Genomic DNA, 17,636 nt, shown 5'->3' on the forward strand with positions numbered 1-17,636 from the left:
TCTTTCCGCGTCTGCTATTCGCCGGTCCGGATATGCTTGCCGATAAAGCTTTCGACGGCTTTAAGTTCCGGATCGAGAATGTCGAAACGCTCCTCCCTGGTCATCAGACCAGCAAGCCACGTCGGAAGCGCCGGGTCAATACCGGATGCGGATTTTACTGCGGCAGGGAATTTTGCCGGGTGGGCGGTCGCCAGTGTCACCATCGGGCTGCTGGGACGCTCGTTCTTGTTCGCAATGAAGACGCCGATCGCCGTATGCGGATCGAGCAGATACCCCGTATCGGCAAGGGTTTTGCGGATCGTTTCGGCCACCTGCTTCTCGCTGGCGCGGCCGGCGCGGAAGTCCTTCTTGATGAACTTCAGAGCCTCTTCGCTGACCGAAAATCCGTTCGACTGCTTCAGGCTTTCCATGGCGGCGCGCACCTTGGAGGCGTCCCGACCGTTCGCTTCGAACAGTAGCCGCTCGAAGTTGGAGGAGATCTGGATATCCATCGACGGCGAGGTCGTTGCCTTGACCGAGCGCATCTCATAGCGGCCGGTCTTCAGCATGCGTGCCAGGATATCGTTTTCGTTGGTGGCGATGACCAGCTTTTCGATCGGCAGGCCCATGCGCTTGGCGACGTAACCGGCGAAAATATCGCCGAAATTGCCTGTTGGCACAGTGAACGAGATTTTCCGGTCAGGACCGCCAATGGCGACAGCTGTCGTGAAGTAGTAAACCACCTGCGCCATGATTCGCGCCCAGTTGATGGAATTGACACCCGAAAGCTTGACCGTGTCGCGGAAGGCTGCATCGTTGAACATGGCTTTGACGAGGTTCTGGCAATCGTCGAAATTGCCCTTGATCGCCAGAGCATGCACATTTGCTGCCGTCGAGGTGGTCATCTGGCGCTGCTGCACAGGCGAGACTTTTCCATGCGGGAAGAGAATGAAGATATCGGTGCGCTCGCGTCCGGCAAAGGCGTCGATTGCAGCGCCGCCGGTATCGCCCGAGGTTGCGCCGACGATGGTGGCTCGCTGGCCGCGCTTCTCCAGCGCATAGTCCATCAGCCGCGCCAGCAGCTGCATGGCGACATCCTTAAAGGCGAGCGTCGTGCCATGGAAAAGCTCCATGACAAAGCTGTTCGCTCCCGTCTGGACGAGCGGCGCCACGGCCGGATGCCGGAAGGTGGCATAGGCATCGTCGATCATGCCGCGAAAGACATCGGCCGGGATTTCCCCGTTGGTGAAGGGCGAAAGGACGGCGAAAGCGACATCCTGATAGCTCTTGCCGCGGAACGCGCGGATTTCCTTCTTCGTCAGGACAGGCCATTCACGGGGAACATAAAGCCCGCCATCACGAGCAAGGCCGGCCAGGAGGGCGTCGCAGAAGCCAAGGGCAGGGGCTTCTCCCCGCGTTGAAATGTAGTCCACGGTCTAGAATTCCTTTGGTCGCAAAATTGCCTGAGTGATCGATTGAGAGGGTAGAGGAACGAAGCGACAGCGGCCGGTCTTTTTGCGTCGGATCAGCCGCGTGGTTTTCGCGTTTGCGCAAGGCGCGTGGGATCTGCGCCGGGCGGAGGCCGTTTGTGGCAATCTGTCGATCTCGAAAAGTGAGCCAAAACGGTGTCTACCCAATCGATTTTTCGCTGCGTCGCTGGTATAGACCATCGCCAAGTGTCATAAAAGGCCCGTTTGACAGGCTGCTGGCCGATAATGTGAAATATATGGAGAGGGTGGAATTATAGTGTTTGGCAAGGTTTCGCGTCGTCTTTTCTCCGCTTCGCTTCTGGCATTGCTGACGAGCTGCAGCACTCTCGGCATCGGCGGCAACAGTGAAAAACAGCCGGCAACGGATGTAACGGTGGCGCCGCAAACGGGAGCCGCAACAGCTGCTCCGACTGGCGGCCAGTCTTACGTCGCGGGCAAGTGCCCGCAGGCCGTTATCCGCGACGAGGATTCCGTCTATCGCACCTACGCCAAAGGCGCCAAGGACGACCCGAACCAGCTGATCTACCAAGCTTCGCTGGCGCAGGCGACCCGCCAATGCACCACGGACGGCACCAGCCTCGGCATTCACGTCGTGGCGCAGGGACGCCTGGTTGCTGGCCCCATGGGCAGCTCCGGAAAGATAACCCTGCCAATCCATGTTGCCGTCATGGACAACGACAACGCGCTCTATAGCAAGACCGTTATGTATACGGCGGAAATCCCGCCGGGCGAGACGACGGCGCAATTCCTCTTTACCGATAATGATATCCAGGTTGCCGGGGGCTCCGGCGGCTTCACTATTGTGCAGATCGGTTTCGATCAAGGCCCGCAGAAGCCCGTGAAGGGTGCGAAGCCGGTGCGCAAGAAGCGTCACTAAGCTTTTGATCGCGGCCCTCGCGCAGCGATGCAAGGGTGAGCGACGGTTGAAAAGAAAAGGCCCTGCCGATCGGCAGGGCCTTTTCTTTTGATCTGTATTTCAATCCGTCTTAGAGGACGCCGTCCCATTCGGCGAGCGCCATGACGACGCCCGGCAAGTCGGCCATGCGGCTGACGACGGTTTCGGCACCGGCGTCGGTCAGGCGATCGGCATGAGACGGATAGGTATGCGATGCCCCGGTAAAGCCGATGACGCGCATGCCGGCGGCGCGCGCGGCCTGAACGCCGTGGACGGAATCTTCGACGACGATCGTATTGGCCGGGCTGACATTCATCTGCTTGGCGCCATGCAGGAAGATGTCCGGTTTCGGCTTCACGCGGTCGGCACCGAGGTCCTTGGCGGAAAAGATGTTCGGAGCAAACAGCTTGATGTAGCCGACCTTCGTCAGCATCATCTCGAGGCGGGCGGAGCTGGAATTCGAGCAGATGCAGCGCGGCATCGGCAGCCGCGACAACGCCTGCGGCACGCCCGGGATAGCCTGGACATCACTGGCAAGCTTCAGGTCGAGCAGCTTCTCGGATTTGTCGAGCAGCGATGCAGAGAGCGGAATGCTGGCCTCGCGCTCGACTTCGAACAGGATGTTGCGCCAGGTCATTCCGGCGAAGCGCTCGCCCATCTCCTCGGTGCTGATCGGATAGCCCGCATCGGTCAGCAGTTTCGATTCGACCTCGGCCGCGATGATTTCCGAATCGACCAGAACGCCGTCGCAGTCGAAAATGATGAGGTCGAAACCATTGCTCATGAAATTACTGCCTTTGATCTGGCTGGGATCGGCACGCTCCAGGAAACCATCGGTGTTTCGGGAGGTACTCTGAAAAACGACCGCCGGGCTTTACACGATATGTCGGCAAAGCTCAACCAATTGGCGGGCATGGCTGCGCTGCAGTGAGCGAAAGGGTCGAAATGCACAAAAGAGGTGACGAGGGTTTCTTGTCGCTCGACATCGGCCCTCGACATCGGATGGGGCCGCCTTTAAGGATCGGCCATGGCCAAGGAGCGCGACGACACCATTGCCAGCCGCATCAGCCGGGTGCTTGCCGACCGCATCATCCGCGGCGAGATCGCGCCCGATGCCCGCCTGCGGCAGGATCACATCGCCGAAGAGTTCGGCACGAGCCACGTGCCCGTGCGCGAGGCGTTCCGCCGGCTGGAGGCGCAGGGGCTGGCAATCAGCCTGCCGCGTCGTGGTGTCCGTGTCGCCTCTTTCGATCTCAAGGAAGTCCGCGAGGTTGCGGAAATGCGCGCAGCCCTCGAAGGTCTTGCACTCAAGCATGCAGCCCCGCATCTGACTTCAGCTATTCTGGATGAGGCGGAACAGGCGACGCGCGATGGCGATGCCGCCGGTGACGTCCACGCTTGGGAGGAGGCCAATCGGCGCTTCCATCGCCTGATCCTGGCGCCCTGCGGCATGGCGCGCCTTCTTGCCGCGATCGACGATCTGCATGCCGTGAGCGCCCGCTTTCTCTTCTCCGCCTGGCAATCCGGCTGGGAGAAGCGCACGGATCATGACCACCGCGCCATTCTGGCCGCGCTCCGTCAGGGGCGGGCCGAAGAGGCTGCCGCGATCCTGCAGAAGCATGTGCAATGGATCGGCCGCGCGCCAGTGCGCACGCCTTCGGGATCGACACGCGACGCCTTCGCAATCGTCGGCTAAAAATTATAGATAATTTTAAGGTGAATGGCCGGAAGTGCTCTGGAAGCGGTGCTCCAAAGGAATGTTTGCTGCGTCAATGTCGCGGTATTTTGTTCGATGCTCGGCTGTCGGTCGCTGCCTCTCCCGAATTTTATTAGCCTTATTTTTCAACGAAATCCCGAACTTTATCGGAATTTTGTACCGCTACTACTTGCCTGATTTCGCGATCTCTCTCATAAAATAGATGAGACTCGAAAATTATCTATAATTTTAAAAGGAGAGCCCATGTCCCTGTTGCAGCATCATGATGAAGTCGCTTTCGATCCGCTCCGTCTCGGCCAGCGTTCGCTTGTTGCCAAGACCGTGTTCGTTCTCGCCGGAACGCTGATCCTGGCGCTCGCATCGCGAATCTCTGTGCCGATGGTGCCGGTGCCGATCACCATGCAGACATTCGCGATCACCATGATCGGCGCGCTCTATGGCTGGCGTCTTGGTGCGATCACGGTTTTCGCCTGGCTGGGCGAAGCCGCGATCGGCTTTCCGGTGCTGGCCGGCGGGGCAGGCGGCGTTGCGCCCTTCATGGGGCCAACGGCGGGTTATCTGGTCTCCTTCCCGATTATCGCAGCCCTTGTCGGCTGGCTTGCGGAGCGCGGCTGGAGCGGCAACCGCATCGTGCGCAGCTTCATCGCCCATCTCTCGGCCAACATTCTTTGCCTTGCCATCGGCGGTGGATGGCTTGCAGCGCTGATCGGCGCGCAAAAGGGCTGGCTGCTTGGCGTCGCGCCCTTCATTCTCGGCGCCGTGCTCAAGTCCGCGCTTGCAGCTGCCGTGCTGAAGACCATCCAGGTCTATAGCGGCAAGGCGCGTCTGAATTGACCGTCAGGCTTCGCGCCCACCATCTGCTCTGCATGCTGACATTCGTTGGTGAAGGCTATACCTCGGCCTTCACCGACAATTATCGCCGCATCGCCGAGCGGCTGTCGGAAGGGGAGGAGATCAAACTGGTCTCCGGCCCCGATGACATCTGCGCGCCGCTGCTCGGCGAGGAAGAACCGCACTGCCTCAAGGCTTCGGTCATCGAGCGGGATGCGGTAGCTCTCGCCGATATCTCGACATTGCTGGGCGAGGAGATCGGCATAGGTGCGGTGCTGGTGCCTGATGCCGGCTTGCTTGCAAAACTCCGTCGCAATTTCGCCGGCGGTGAAATCCGTCACGCCTGCCTCGGCTGCGAATGGGGTGAGCTCTGCAGCCGCATTGCTGCAACCAACTTCAGCGGTGTCCTGATCAAAGCAGCCTAGGGCTTATCATCCGGCTCAGGCTGCGAGGCGCCATCGCTTAGCTCAAGCGGAAAGAGCGCCAGAAAGCGGCGCTCGCCTTCGGGCGTGAAGAAGATCGAGCGGCTGTTTTCGGTTCGCCGCGCCCAACCCTTGTCGAGGAAATTCGAAAGCAGCGCCTTGCCGAGGCTGCCGGCGAGATGCGCACGGCGCTCGCTCCAGTCCAGGCAGGATCGGCAAAGCGGTCGGCGGCTCGAGCGCAACCCGGAGAGGTCGATGCCGATCGATCCCAGATGCTTTTCGCCGTTCGCCGTCAGGCTCAGACCTTCGCCCACGGCGGAGATCGACCCGGCCTCGATCAAACTATCGAGCATGCGCACACCATAGTCGCCGGCCAGATGATCGTAGCAGATGCGCGCCTTGCGCAGCGCCGGTTCCTTCGGGCCGGGACGATGGCGCAGATGGCCGCGGCTTGCGGCAAAGCCCATGATGCCCTCGAGCAGCTTGCCGACCCGATCGTCGGCCAGCGTGAAATAACGATGCCGGCCCTGCTTGCGCTGTGCCAGCAGGCCGCCTGCTTCAAGCTTGGAAAGATGCGCGCTCGCAGTCTGCAGCGTCACGCCGGCAGCCGCCGCCAGTTCCGTCGCCGTCAGCGCACGACCGCCCATCAGCGCCGTCAGAATATTCGCTCGCGCCGGATCGCCGATCAGCGAGCCGATCTGTGCTATGTCTGGACCTTCCTTCATACTTCGATCGTAACCGAACCATCTCCGTCCTGCAATGTGCGAAAACCTCTGCATCAGCAAAGGAGAAAGCCAATGATCACCTGTTTCATCCGCTACCAGATCGATCCGTTCAAGCAAGAAGCCTTCGCGGAATACGGCAAAGCCTGGGGCCAGGCCATCCCGCGCAACGGCGCCGACCTGATCGGCTATTTCGGCCCGCATGAGGGATCGCTGACGACAGCCTACGGCATCTACAATATCGAGAATCTCGCCGCCTATGAGGCCTATCGCAAGAGCCTCGCCGCCGATCCGCTGGCGCGGGCCAATCTTGATTTTGCCCGTCGCGAGCGTTTCATCTTGCAGGAGGATCGCATTTTCCTGAAGAATGTCTCGCTGCCGCACGCTTCGAGGGTATCGCCATGATCGCAGTCATTTTCGAAGTCGTTCCCCATCCCGACGAACGTCAGCACTATCTCGACATCGCCGCGAGGCTGCGTTCCGAACTGGAGACGATCGACGGTTTCGTCTCTATCGAACGTTTCGAAAGCCTCACTCAGCCAGGCAAGATCCTGTCGCTGTCCTTCTGGCGCGACGAGGGAGCCGTTCGCGAGTGGCGAAACCGCGAGGCGCATCGCGCCGCCCAGAAAGCGGGGCGCAAGACGGTCTTTGCCGACTATCGTTTGCGTGTCGCGCAGGTGCTTCGCGATTACGGGATGACGGAACGCGCAGAAGCGCCCGACGACAGCCACGCAATGCACGATATCTAGAGCTTTCAACGCGATAGCGCCTTTTGACGAGGCCTGCATTCTCGGCGGCTTCGTCGGGAATGCAGAAAATATGACGCTGCTTTAGCCTTTGGTAACCAAGTTAGGTAACCATAACACTCAGTTAAGAGCACCGAGTAAGTGTAACAGCGAGTATCACATGGCGTCAGTTTTCCCGCTTGCCGACCTCAGGACTTCAGCCGTTCCGGGGTCCTGGATCGACACGATCATCAAGGGCGATTGCGTGGCCGCTCTTGAGGCACTGCCCAATCAATCCGTCGACGTCATCTTCGCCGACCCGCCGTATAATCTCCAGCTTGGCGGCACGCTGCACCGTCCGGATCAGTCGCTGGTCGACGCCGTCGATGACGAATGGGATCAGTTCGCATCCTTCGAAGCCTATGATGCCTTCACCCGCGCTTGGCTGCTCGCCTGCCGGCGCGTGCTGAAGCCGACGGGCACGATCTGGGTCATCGGCTCCTATCACAATATCTTCCGCGTCGGCGCGACATTGCAGGATCTAAATTTCTGGATTCTCAACGACATCGTCTGGCGCAAGACCAACCCCATGCCGAATTTCAAGGGCCGCCGTTTCCAGAACGCGCATGAGACGATGATCTGGGCAAGCCCGAATGCCAAGGCGAAGGGCTATACCTTCAACTACGATGCCATGAAGGCCGCCAATGACGACGTGCAGATGCGTTCCGACTGGCTGTTCCCGATCTGCAACGGCAATGAGCGACTGAAGGGCGACGATGGCAAGAAGGTGCATCCGACGCAGAAGCCGGAAGCGCTGCTGGCCCGTGTCATCATGGCTTCGTCCAAGCCCGGCGACATCATTCTCGATCCCTTCTTCGGATCGGGCACGACGGGCGCGGTTGCCAAGCGCCTCGGCCGCCACTTCGTCGGCATCGAGCGCGAGCAGGATTATATCGATGCGGCAAGCGCCCGCATCGCGGCCGTAGAACCGCTCGGCAAGGCGGAACTGACCGTCATGACCGGCAAGAAGGCCGAAGTACGCGTTGCGTTCAACGTTCTCATCGAAAGCGGCCTCATCAAGCCCGGCCAGGTGCTGACCGATGCCAAGCGCCGCTATAGCGCCATCGTCCGCGCCGACGGCACGGTCGCTTCCGGCGGCGAGGCCGGTTCCATTCATCGCCTTGGCGCGAAAGTCCAGGGCCTTGATGCATGTAATGGATGGATGTTCTGGCACTTCGACGATGGGCGTTCCCTGCGTCCGATCGACGAACTCAGAGCTATCATTCGCAGCGATCTGGCCAAGGTGGAATAGCTTCAGCCATTTCCCCAAACATATCCGCCTTCTTCCGCCGTGTACCTCCAGTCAGGGAAGAAGGTGAAATGCGCAGGGCCTTGCCGGACGATCTATCCGGCAAGGCCCTGCGCGTCTTTAGTTTCAGATTTTAGAATTCCTGATAATCCGTGACGTCGACGCGCACGACGCGGCCATCCTCGTTAAAGGTGATGGTTTCCTCGCCCTCGCGGATCAGCGGCTTGCCCGTCTTGCTGTTGGTGGCGCGAACCGACCAGACGGCACGGCCGGAGAGCGGCGTCAGCGTTTCCACCAGGGAATTCGATGCCGTCTGATCGGGATAGGTGTCGAAATAGCCGCGGAAGGCTTCCATGATCGCCGCGCGGCCGGCAAGGCTTCCGACGCCGTTCGAGACGTAAGTTGCATCCTCGGCGAAGAAATTCTCAATCGCCTCGTAATCGAGGCGATTGATGGCGTCGTGGAACAGATCGATGCGTTCTGCGGGATCGAAGGTCATTGGCTCAAACCTTTATGCCATGGGCGGCGAGATCGCTGCGCAGCTTCTCGGCGCCTGTGAAGTGAACTGCATGCCAGCCGGCAGCCCGCGCGCCTTCGACGTTCGGATAGGAATCGTCGATGAAAATCGTCGAGGCCGGATCGAGGTCGAAGCTCTTGGCGTGGATATCATAAATCGCGACATCCGGCTTGATCAGCCCGATATCGCCGGAAACTGTCACGCCGCGCGGCTTCTTCAGGAAGGGATAACGCTCCTGCGCCTCGCGAAAGGTGTCCGAGGCGAAGTTGGTGAGCAAGGTGACGTCGCGTCCCTCAGCGATAAGCTGCTCCAGAATGGCGACGCTGTCGTCATAGGCATGCGGAACCATCTCGTGCCAGTATTTGCGGAAGCTGCGGATCTGTTCCTCGCGCTCCGGATGATCGGCAATCAGCAATGCCTCGGCATCGCTCCAGGTGCGGCCGCGATCCTGCTCAAGGTTCCATTCATGAGTGCAGACATTGGCGAAGAACCATTCGCGCTCTGCATGGTCCGGAATGATCCGGCTGTAGGGAAGGTTTGGATCATAGTGGATGAGAACCTTGCCGATATCGAAAACGATATGCCGTATTTCCGTCGTCATGAATGAATTCCTAATTTTTAGCCCAAACGCATTTTTGCGAACGCATTGGGAATAGCCTGCGCGATCGCTTTTTTCATGACTGTCGGCAGTGCTTGATCTTCAAGATTTGTAACCGGCGCCCACCATCCGTCATGGTTGTCATTCTGAGAGACCGACTTCGCGCGCCAGATCGACAGCCGCAGTTCGAAATGCGTGAAGACATGCGTGACCATGCCCGCCGGCTGCCAATCGGCCGGGAATGGGGCTGCCTCGATGCCGGTCTCGCCGTCGATCCGCGCCGTCCATCCCGTCGTCGGCACTTCCGTCATGCCGCCCAGCAACCCGCTTTCGACACGCCGCCGCAGGAAGATCTTGCCCTCATCATTGACGGCAACGAAAGCCGCACCCTGGCGCGTCGGCTTTTCCTTCTTTGCCGCCTTGACCGGGAATTGCTCCGGATCATGCGTGGCGAGAGCCTGACACGCGCCGTTGAAGGGACAGAGCGAGCAGACCGGGCGCTTCGGCGTACAGATCGTCGCGCCGAGATCCATCATTGCCTGAGCAAAATCGCCCGGTCGGTCGGCAGGTGTCAGCAGGGCCACTTTCTGCTTCATCAGCGGCTTGGCACCCGGCAGCGGTGCCGAAATCGCATAGAGGCGGGAAATGACGCGCTCGACATTGCCGTCCATCACGGCTGCCTGGCGATTGAAGGCGATGGCAGCGACGGCGGCGGATGTATAATCGCCGATGCCGGGCAGCGCGCGCAGGCCTTCCTCAGTATCTGGAAAACGGCCGCCATGATCGGCTGCCACCGCCTCGGCGCATTTCTTCAGATTGCGCGCGCGAGCGTAGTAGCCGAGCCCCGCCCAAGCCGCCATGACGTCTTCGTTCGCGGCGGCGGCGAGATCATCGACCGTCGGCCAGCGCGCCAGGAATTTGGCGAAATAGGATTTAACCGCCGGCACGGTCGTCTGCTGCAGCATCACTTCCGACAGCCACACGCGATAGGGATCGGGCTTGACGCCGCGCGCGGCCATCGGCGGCGAGACCCGCCAGGGCAGGTCGCGGTGGTGGCGGTCGTACCAGGCAAGCAGGGATGCGGCCGTGGGGGATTCTAAAGTCGTCATGATTTGCCGCGTCGAGGGGAAGTGCTCTATACTTGGCCAAGCTGCGTCGGGCGATCAAGGTCCGCGATGCACAAAGCATGTACCGGAAGCCGATTGAGATGAGTTATCCCCGAAAAGGCGAGAAGCAGATTTCCGAGCTGACCAACGGCATCGTCGATCCGGTGCTGGCAAAGCGTGCCGGCATCAACACGACGCTGCTCGGCTGCTGGGACGAAATCGCCGGCGAGGACTTTGCCGACTGCACGCGGCCGGAAAAGATCGCATGGGCGAAGCGAACCGGCCCCGGTATGGACGATCGCTATCAGCCCGGTGTGCTGACGATCGCCTGCGAGGGCGCCCGGGCACTCTTCCTGACCCATGCGCAAGGCGAACTCATCCAGCGCATCAACAGCTTCTTCGGCTTCTATGCCGTCAATCAGATCCGCATCGTGCAGAAGCCGGTATCGGTCGCCTCCAAGCGTTCCCGCACACCGCCGCCCTTGAAAGGCGAAGCGGCGCGCAAGCTGGCCGACATGATGGACGGCATCGAGGATGAGAAGATCAGGGCCGCCGTTCAGCGTTTGGGCACGGCCATGGTGTGGAAGCGGGGTAAGGCCTGATCCAGACTTGCTTTTGTTAATGACACTGTCATACTCAGGCGGAGTATTTGCAAGGGAACTGGATATGCGAAGCAGTAGGCCGATAACGGTTACACTGGGTAATCAGCAGCGCGGCGTCGATGCGAGACTGGAATCCGGAGCATACGATTCTGCCAGCGAAGTTCTGCGTGCTGCTTTGAGAGCACTGGACCGCGAAGAAGAAGTCATAAATCAAATCATGCGCGCAAAGATCCAGGAAGCGCTTGATGACCCGCGGCCCGGCAGAGATGCCGACGAGGTTTTCGATAGAATTAAAAGAATACATGCCGAACGAATGAAAGCAGCTGGACGTGAATTATAGGATTGTTTTCAGCGCTCTTGCCGAAGACGATCTCGTAGGTATCTATGAATTCATAGCGAAAGATAACCCGAGCCGCGCATTGTCGTTTATCCAACGGCTTCAGCAGCAGTGCAAAACACTTGAGACGATGGCCGATCGAGGTCCTCAACGTGAGAATTTAGGGCCAGGTGCTCGGATATTGGTGTTTAAGCGGCGGGTTACCGCCGCTTACCATATCAAGAACGAGCAAGTCGTTATTCTGCGTCTCTTTTATGCTGGTTAGAATATCCCATCGACCTTGCTCGACGAGGACTGAACTCGCGTGCGTCTCTATCAATTCCGATGACAATTTTAGCTTTTTGTCTTTCCCAGGTCACAATTCTTTGAAGAAAGTTGGCCAACCGTGCCTTGTTAGCGGCAAGCTGCCGTTATATCGCATGAAACATTCGAAGACCTCTTTCAACGACGGGTGACTCTATGCCGATGTCCGACATGCTCTTGACCAAACGCCACCTGCTGGGCGGCTCTGCCGTTGCCGCCCTCTCCGTGGCGTTCTCTGCCGTTGCCGGCACCACATCCGCCGCGACTGCCGAAGATGAAGTGCCGCCGTCCGACGGCAATGTCGACATGAACGAAGTGCTGAAGCCCGGCCCGCTGCCGGAGATCGCGCTCGGCAAGGAAGATGCGCCCGTCAAGATCGTCGAATACATGTCGCTGACCTGCCCGCACTGCGCGCATTTTGCCGTCACGACTTTCGACACGATCAAGCAGAAATACATCGATACCGGCAAGGTTCGCTTCATCATCCGCGAATTCCCGTTCGATCCGCGCGCTGCCGCAGCCTTCATGCTGGCGCGTTGCGCCCCGCAGGAACAATACATGCCGATGGTCGAAATGCTTTTCAAGCAGCAGATCGCCTGGGCCTCGCCCGACGTCGACGGCCGCGCCGCATTGCTCCAGATGTCGAAACTCGCTGGTTTTACTGAGGATAGCTTCACGAAATGCTTGACGAACCAGAAGCTTCTGGATGATGTCAACTCTGTACGGGAACGCGCAGCCAAGGATTTCGGCGTCAACGCCACGCCGACCTTCCTGATCAATGGCAAGCGCTATGCAGGGGACATGTCTATTGCTGCCATGTCGAAGCTTATCGACAGCCTGCTCTGATCCGCGCCTTTTTACATCACAGGCGGGCGGCTGGGGCCGCACGCCTGTTTTTTATGACCTCCTCCTGGGAGGAGGTTGCGCGGACTGCGCGAATGAGGATGATTTCCGGGGTGAACGCTTGATCGTTCCACCTCCCACCTCCAGTCCGATCCGCCCTCTCAAGGGAAGGGTGGAGATCAACCTATGAAATTCAACAGGCTGAGACTCGTCGGCTTCAAATCCTTCGTCGAACCGGCAGAATTCGTCATCGAGCGCGGCCTGACCGGCGTCGTCGGCCCGAACGGTTGCGGCAAGTCCAATCTTGTCGAAGCACTGCGCTGGGTGATGGGCGAGAATTCCTACAAGAACATGCGCGCCTCCGGCATGGACGACGTGATCTTCTCCGGATCCGGCAACCGCCCGGCCCGCAACACCGCCGAAGTCGGCCTCTATCTCGACAATAGCGACCGCACCGCGCCAGCCGCCTTCAACGATAGCGACGAAATTCAGGTCACGCGCCGCATCGAACGCGAGCAGGGCTCGGTCTATCGTATCAACGGCAAGGAAGCGCGCGCCAAGGATGTGCAGCTGCTGTTTGCCGATGCTTCCACAGGCGCCCGCTCGCCCTCCATGGTGGGGCAGGGGCGTATCGGCGAGCTGATCCAGGCCAAGCCCCAGGCGAGACGCCAGCTTCTGGAAGAGGCAGCAGGCATTTCTGGCTTGCATTCGCGCCGGCATGAAGCCGAGTTGCGCCTGCGCGCCGCCGAAAGCAATCTCGAGCGGCTTGACGATGTGACGTCGCAGCTGGAAAGCCAGATCGAAAGCTTGAAGCGTCAGGCGCGCCAGGCCAACCGCTTCAAGATGCTCTCGGCCGATATCCGCGCCCGCGAGGCCATGTTGCTTCATATCCGCTGGGTGCAGGCCAAGGAGGCCGAGGCCGAGGCCGATAGCGCGCTGAACCAGGCAACCGTGCTGGTCGCCGAAAAGGCGCAGATCCAGATGGAAGCGGCAAAGGCGCAGGGCATTGCCAGTTTCAAGTTGCCGGAACTGCGAGACGAAGAGGCGAAGGCTGCGGCCGCTTTGCAGCGTCTGCAGATCGCCCGCTCGCAACTGGAGGAGGATGTCAACCGTATCCTGCGGCGGCGGGATGAATTGATCCGTCGCTTGGCACAGCTGGCGGAGGACATCAGCCGCGAACAGCGCCTTGTCGCCGATAACGCGTCCATCCTTGCCAAGCTGGACGCAGAAGAGGCTGATCTTGCCGACATCCTCGCCGATTCCGGCCGGCTCGCGGAAGAGACACGTATCGCCTTCGAGGAAGCCGCCGCCAAGCTCGCCGACAGCGAGCGGGTTTTTACTGTTCTGACCGCAGAACGCGCCGAAGCCGCTGCCGCCCGCAATCAGCTGGAGCGCGCCATCCGCGATCTCGCCGATCGCAAGATGCGGCTCGAGCGGCAGGTCGACGAAGCAAACAACGAGCTTGCCGCCATCGACGAAAAGATGGCGGATCTGCCCGACCCAAGCGAAAAGCGCGACATGGTCGAAGCGGCTGAGAATGTCGTCGCCGATGAGGAGGGCGAGATCCAGCGCGTCGAAGCCGTTCTTGCCAAGGCGCGCGAAACCGAGGCGCTGTCGCGTGGTCCGGTCGAGCAGGCGCGGGCGCGCCTGAATGCGCTGGAAACCGAAGCGCGCACCATTTCCAAGATGTTGGCGGCGGGCGATACCTCCGGCGCCTTTTCGTCTGTGGCCGAGGAGCTGCGCGTCGACCGTGGTTTCGAGACGGCACTTGGCGCAGCGCTCGGGGACGATCTGGAGTCCTCGCTCGATTCCAAGGCGCCGGTCTATTGGTCCGACAATGGCAGCGGTGCCGGCGACCCGGCTCTGCCGCAAGGTGCCGCCCCCTTGATCACCCATGTCGGCGCGCCGGCGGCATTGACGCGGCGCCTGCGTCAGATCGGCATTGTTTCGGTGGAAGATGCGCTGCGACTGATGCCCGAGCTGAAGCCGGGACAGCGGCTGGTGACCAGGGATGGCGCAGTGTTCCGCTGGGACGGTCACGTGACTGGAGCGGATGCACCGAGTGCGGCTGCCCTGCGGCTCGCCCAGAAGAACCGTCTTTCCGAGTTAGAGGCCGAAGCCGAGCTTGCGCGTGATGTGCTAGCCGAGGCCGAAGAGCGCCTTGCGGCAGCCGCCGATGCGATCCGGGCCGAAGAGGGCCGTCTCGCGACCGCCCGCGACGCCAGCCGCCTTGCCGCCCGGCATCTGGCCGAGGCGCGCGAAGCGCTTGCTGCAGCGGAGCGCGCGTCCGGCGATCTCATCCGCCGCCGCGATGTGATTGTCGAGGCCGTCAGCCGGCTGCGGGAGCAGCTGGAAGATGTGGCCGTGCAGGATGAGAATGCCCGCATCGAACTGGAAGATGCGCCGAATCTCGACGCTATCGATCTGAAGCTGCGCGACCAGCAGGCTGAAGTCGCGACGGATCGCGGCGTCCTGGCCGAAGCTCGGGCGCGCCACGAAGGCCTGAACCGCGAAAACGAGGCGCGGCAGCGCCGTCTTCTGGCGATCCGGCAGGAGCGCGATACCTGGCGCCAGCGCGCTGCCAGCGCCGAGGAGCACATTCAGACGCTACGCGACCGTGAGGAGGAAGCGCGCGAGGAAGCGGCCGAACTCGATTTGGCACCCGATGAATTCGATGACAAGCGCCGCGCCTTGATGAATGAGCTTCAGAAGGCGGAGGAGGCTCGACGCCATGCTGCCGATCGTCTTGCCGAAGCGGAGGTCGTTCAGCGCGAGGCCGATCGTCATGCGACCACGGCCCTCTCCGAACTGGCGGAAAGCCGTGAGAAGCGCGGCCGCGTCGAGGAGCGGCTGGTGTCGGCTCGCGAGCGGCGGCAGGAAAGCGAATTGCGCATCCGCCAGTCCCTCAACGTCGAGCCGCATGAGGCCATGCGCCTGACCGGCCTTTCGCCATCGCAGAATGTACCTGATCTCCGTGAAGTCGAGCGCGAGCTGGAGCGCCTAAAGATCGAGCGCGAGCGTCTCGGTGCCGTCAATCTGCGCGCCGAGGAAGAGAGCAAGGAGCTGACGGAGCGGCTGCAGGCGCTGATCAAGGAGCGCGATGACGTCATCGACGCCATCCGGAAGCTGCGCGGCGCGATCCAGAGCCTCAATCGCGAGGGGCGCGAACGTCTGATCGCTGCCTTCGACGTCGTCAATGCGCAGTTCCAGCGCCTGTTCACCCATCTTTTCGGCGGCGGCACAGCGGAGCTGCAGCTGATCGAGTCAGACGATCCGCTGGAGGCAGGTCTTGAAATCCTCGCCCGCCCGCCGGGCAAGAAGCCGCAGACCATGACGCTGCTTTCTGGCGGCGAGCAGGCGCTGACGGCCATGGCGCTGATCTTTGCGGTGTTCCTTACCAATCCCGCGCCGATCTGCGTTCTGGACGAAGTCGATGCGCCGCTCGACGACCACAATGTCGAGCGTTACTGCAATCTCATGGATGAGATGGCCGCCTCCACGGAGACGCGCTTCGTGGTCATCACCCACAATCCGATCACCATGGCCCGCATGAACCGGCTCTTCGGTGTCACCATGGCGGAGCAGGGCGTCTCGCAGCTCGTCTCCGTGGATCTGCAGACCGCTGAACGGCTGCGCGAAATCGCTTGAGCGTCGTTCCACGCCTGGATTGAGAAAACTGTTCCCGTTTTGACAAGAAATTGCTGCGTCGGCTGCCGCGGTTCATGAAAGCGTGCTAGTTTCGTTTTTCGATCAACAACATGGGCGCTGATCCGCCCGGAAGGGAAGTATGTCTGGTTCGACTGGCGGTATTTTCGATATCCTCGGAATACTTGCCGTATTACTGCTCGTCGCTGCCAACGGTTTTTTCGTTGCGGCGGAGTTCTCTCTGGTGTCCGTCCGCCGCAGCCGCGTGACGGAGCTTGTTGCCGAAGGGCGGATGAACGCCAAGGCGCTGCAAAAGGCGGTCGACAATCTCGACGCCAATCTCGCGGCCACGCAGCTCGGCATCACCATTTCGTCGCTGGCGCTTGGCTGGGTCGGCGAACCCGCTCTTGCTCATCTGCTCGAGCCGCTGCTCGATTTTCTTCCTGGAACATGGGCCGCGGCCGGATCGCATGCGATCGCCGTCGCCATTTCCTTCATCATCATCACGGCGCTTCATATCGTGCTTGGCGAGCTTGCCCCAAAGAGCCTAGCATTACAACGCAGCGAAGGCACGGCTCTCGGCGTCGTGCGTCCGCTCGGCCTGTTTCTCTTCCTACTGCGCCCGGCAATCAGCGTGCTGAACGGCCTTGGCAATCTCGTGCTTCGGCTCTTCGGCCTGCGTCCCGGCGCGGGCGAGGGTTCGCTGCATTCGCCGGCCGAAATCAAGCTTCTGATTGCCGAAAGCCAGGAAGCTGGCTTACTGGAGCAGGCGCAGCAGGATCTGGTGGAGCGCGTCTTCAATATCGGCGACCGCGACGTCTCCGATATCATGACGCCGCGGCTCGAGGTCGAGTGGATCGATGCCGAGGACCCGCCGGAGGAAATGCAGAAGACTATCCGTGAAAGCCGCTTCGAGCAGCTTCTCGTCGGCCGCGGCTCGATCGACGAGCCGATTGGTATGATCCTGAAGAAGGATTTGCTCGACCAGCTTCTGAACGGGGAACCGCTGAACCCCATGGCCGTCATCCGCCAGCCGCTGGTCGTTCATGAATCCACGGCCGTCTTCAAGGTGCTTGAAAACTTCAAGCGCGCGCCAGTCCGCCTCGCCATGGTGATCGATGAATATGGCAGCCTCGAAGGCATCGTCACACAGACGGACCTGCTGGAAGCGATCGCCGGCGACTTGCCCGATATGGACAACGACACGCCCGATGTCGTCGAGCGGGCCGACGGATCGCTGCTGATGGAAGGCATGATGCCCGTCTATGACGCCTTTGCGCGGCTGGGGCTTCGCTTCAGCGAGGAGGAGGTCAATTTCCATACGCTCGCGGGCTTTGCACTCTATCAGCTCGGCCATCTGCCCGAGGTGGGTGAAAGCTTCTCCTTTGGCGACTGGCATTTCGAGATCGTCGATCTCGACGGCATGCGCATCGACAAGATTCTGGCCCGGCGCGAACCGCAAGCTTAGCCATCAAGTCGCTCTGGATGGACCCGGAGGCTCTCGATTTCGATCAATCGATTGAAATCGAGAGCCTCCGGGTCATATTTATTGTGCAGTGCAACATTTTGCCGTATTTGTCGATTTCCATTTGTGT

The 17,636-nt window shown here is 60.6% G+C and carries 19 protein-coding genes; 13 read left to right on the plus strand and 6 right to left on the minus strand.

Going from position 1 to position 17,636, the window contains the following annotated elements:
* Positions 1-14 precede the first annotated feature (14 nt).
* A complete protein-coding gene (gene thrC / locus FHX05_RS11770) occupies positions 15-1,412 on the minus strand; it encodes a threonine synthase (protein WP_112412421.1) in 1,398 nt (465 codons plus the stop codon).
* A 313-nt stretch (positions 1,413-1,725) separates the two neighbouring features.
* Here thrC and FHX05_RS11775 point away from each other — a divergent pair, with 313 nt between their 5' ends.
* A complete protein-coding gene (locus FHX05_RS11775) occupies positions 1,726-2,346 on the plus strand; it encodes a hypothetical protein (protein WP_183871811.1) in 621 nt (206 codons plus the stop codon).
* 109 nt (positions 2,347-2,455) lie between these two features.
* Here the strand turns inward: FHX05_RS11775 and FHX05_RS11780 are convergent, their stop codons facing one another.
* Positions 2,456-3,148, minus strand: a complete 693-nt coding sequence (locus tag FHX05_RS11780) for an HAD family hydrolase (RefSeq protein ID WP_015339084.1) — start codon at positions 3,146-3,148, stop codon at positions 2,456-2,458.
* Between the two features lie 243 nt (positions 3,149-3,391).
* Here FHX05_RS11780 and FHX05_RS11785 point away from each other — a divergent pair, with 243 nt between their 5' ends.
* The 3 genes from FHX05_RS11785 (at position 3,392) to FHX05_RS11795 (ending at position 5,337) form a co-directional block, all read left to right on the plus strand.
* Complete coding sequence (locus FHX05_RS11785; RefSeq protein ID WP_112335517.1) at positions 3,392-4,060, plus strand: GntR family transcriptional regulator; 669 nt, start codon at positions 3,392-3,394, stop codon at positions 4,058-4,060.
* Positions 4,061-4,324: 264 nt separating this feature from the next.
* Complete coding sequence (locus tag FHX05_RS11790) at positions 4,325-4,915, plus strand: biotin transporter BioY (RefSeq protein WP_183871813.1); 591 nt, start codon at positions 4,325-4,327, stop codon at positions 4,913-4,915.
* Positions 4,912-5,337: a DUF1284 domain-containing protein gene (locus FHX05_RS11795; RefSeq protein ID WP_112335519.1), complete on the plus strand. Its 426-nt coding sequence runs from the start codon at positions 4,912-4,914 to the stop codon at positions 5,335-5,337. The genes FHX05_RS11790 and FHX05_RS11795 overlap by 4 nt, the downstream gene beginning before the upstream one ends.
* Here FHX05_RS11795 and FHX05_RS11800 read toward each other — a convergent pair.
* The gene (locus FHX05_RS11800; protein ID WP_112398019.1) at positions 5,334-6,059 is read right to left on the minus strand and encodes a helix-turn-helix transcriptional regulator; all 726 of its coding nucleotides are present in this window, start codon (positions 6,057-6,059) and stop codon (positions 5,334-5,336) included. The genes FHX05_RS11795 and FHX05_RS11800 overlap by 4 nt on opposite strands.
* A gap of 72 nt (positions 6,060-6,131) precedes the next feature.
* Between FHX05_RS11800 and FHX05_RS11805 the strand changes: the two genes are divergently transcribed.
* The 3 genes from FHX05_RS11805 (at position 6,132) to FHX05_RS11815 (ending at position 8,093) form a co-directional block, all read left to right on the plus strand.
* Positions 6,132-6,461: an NIPSNAP family protein gene (locus FHX05_RS11805; protein WP_183710836.1), complete on the plus strand. Its 330-nt coding sequence runs from the start codon at positions 6,132-6,134 to the stop codon at positions 6,459-6,461.
* Positions 6,458-6,805, plus strand: coding sequence for an antibiotic biosynthesis monooxygenase (locus FHX05_RS11810; RefSeq protein ID WP_112605865.1), 348 nt, complete (start codon positions 6,458-6,460; stop codon positions 6,803-6,805). The genes FHX05_RS11805 and FHX05_RS11810 overlap by 4 nt, the downstream gene beginning before the upstream one ends.
* A gap of 157 nt (positions 6,806-6,962) precedes the next feature.
* Positions 6,963-8,093 carry a site-specific DNA-methyltransferase gene (locus FHX05_RS11815; protein ID WP_113232078.1) on the plus strand — a complete coding sequence of 377 codons (1,131 nt, stop codon included), beginning with the start codon at positions 6,963-6,965 and terminating at the stop codon, positions 8,091-8,093.
* A 130-nt stretch (positions 8,094-8,223) separates the two neighbouring features.
* Here FHX05_RS11815 and FHX05_RS11820 read toward each other — a convergent pair whose 3' ends face one another.
* Genes FHX05_RS11820 through mutY form a run of 3 tightly spaced genes read right to left on the minus strand, consistent with a single transcriptional unit; the run spans position 8,224 to position 10,314 of the window.
* Positions 8,224-8,589 (minus strand): nuclear transport factor 2 family protein, encoded by a 366-nt coding sequence (locus tag FHX05_RS11820; protein WP_183871815.1) that lies wholly within the window; start codon positions 8,587-8,589, stop codon positions 8,224-8,226.
* A gap of 4 nt (positions 8,590-8,593) precedes the next feature.
* Positions 8,594-9,208: an HAD family phosphatase gene (locus FHX05_RS11825; RefSeq protein WP_183871817.1), complete on the minus strand. Its 615-nt coding sequence runs from the start codon at positions 9,206-9,208 to the stop codon at positions 8,594-8,596.
* A gap of 17 nt (positions 9,209-9,225) precedes the next feature.
* Positions 9,226-10,314, minus strand: a complete 1,089-nt coding sequence (gene mutY, locus FHX05_RS11830) for an A/G-specific adenine glycosylase (protein WP_183871819.1) — start codon at positions 10,312-10,314, stop codon at positions 9,226-9,228.
* Positions 10,315-10,412: 98 nt separating this feature from the next.
* Here mutY and FHX05_RS11835 point away from each other — a divergent pair, with 98 nt between their 5' ends.
* The 6 genes from FHX05_RS11835 to FHX05_RS11860 all read left to right on the plus strand — a co-directional run bounded on the left by FHX05_RS11835 (position 10,413) and on the right by FHX05_RS11860 (position 17,509).
* Complete coding sequence (locus tag FHX05_RS11835) at positions 10,413-10,913, plus strand: DUF721 domain-containing protein (RefSeq protein ID WP_112398018.1); 501 nt, start codon at positions 10,413-10,415, stop codon at positions 10,911-10,913.
* Between the two features lie 64 nt (positions 10,914-10,977).
* Positions 10,978-11,253 carry a type II toxin-antitoxin system ParD family antitoxin gene (locus tag FHX05_RS11840; protein ID WP_041677268.1) on the plus strand — a complete coding sequence of 92 codons (276 nt, stop codon included), beginning with the start codon at positions 10,978-10,980 and terminating at the stop codon, positions 11,251-11,253.
* On the plus strand, positions 11,243-11,515 hold the full coding sequence (locus tag FHX05_RS11845) for a type II toxin-antitoxin system RelE/ParE family toxin (protein WP_183871821.1): 273 nt from the start codon (positions 11,243-11,245) through the stop codon (positions 11,513-11,515). Before FHX05_RS11840 ends, FHX05_RS11845 begins: the two co-directional genes overlap by 11 nt.
* A gap of 194 nt (positions 11,516-11,709) precedes the next feature.
* Positions 11,710-12,399 (plus strand): DsbA family protein, encoded by a 690-nt coding sequence (locus FHX05_RS11850; protein ID WP_183710828.1) that lies wholly within the window; start codon positions 11,710-11,712, stop codon positions 12,397-12,399.
* Between the two features lie 183 nt (positions 12,400-12,582).
* On the plus strand, positions 12,583-16,044 hold the full coding sequence (locus FHX05_RS11855) for a chromosome segregation SMC family protein (protein WP_183871822.1): 3,462 nt from the start codon (positions 12,583-12,585) through the stop codon (positions 16,042-16,044).
* Between the two features lie 139 nt (positions 16,045-16,183).
* Positions 16,184-17,509 carry a hemolysin family protein gene (locus FHX05_RS11860; protein WP_112397954.1) on the plus strand — a complete coding sequence of 442 codons (1,326 nt, stop codon included), beginning with the start codon at positions 16,184-16,186 and terminating at the stop codon, positions 17,507-17,509.
* Positions 17,510-17,636 lie beyond the last annotated feature (127 nt).

Origin of the sequence: Rhizobium sp. BK491 (genome assembly GCF_014194925.1) — a bacterium.
Taxonomy (GTDB): domain Bacteria; phylum Pseudomonadota; class Alphaproteobacteria; order Rhizobiales; family Rhizobiaceae; genus Rhizobium.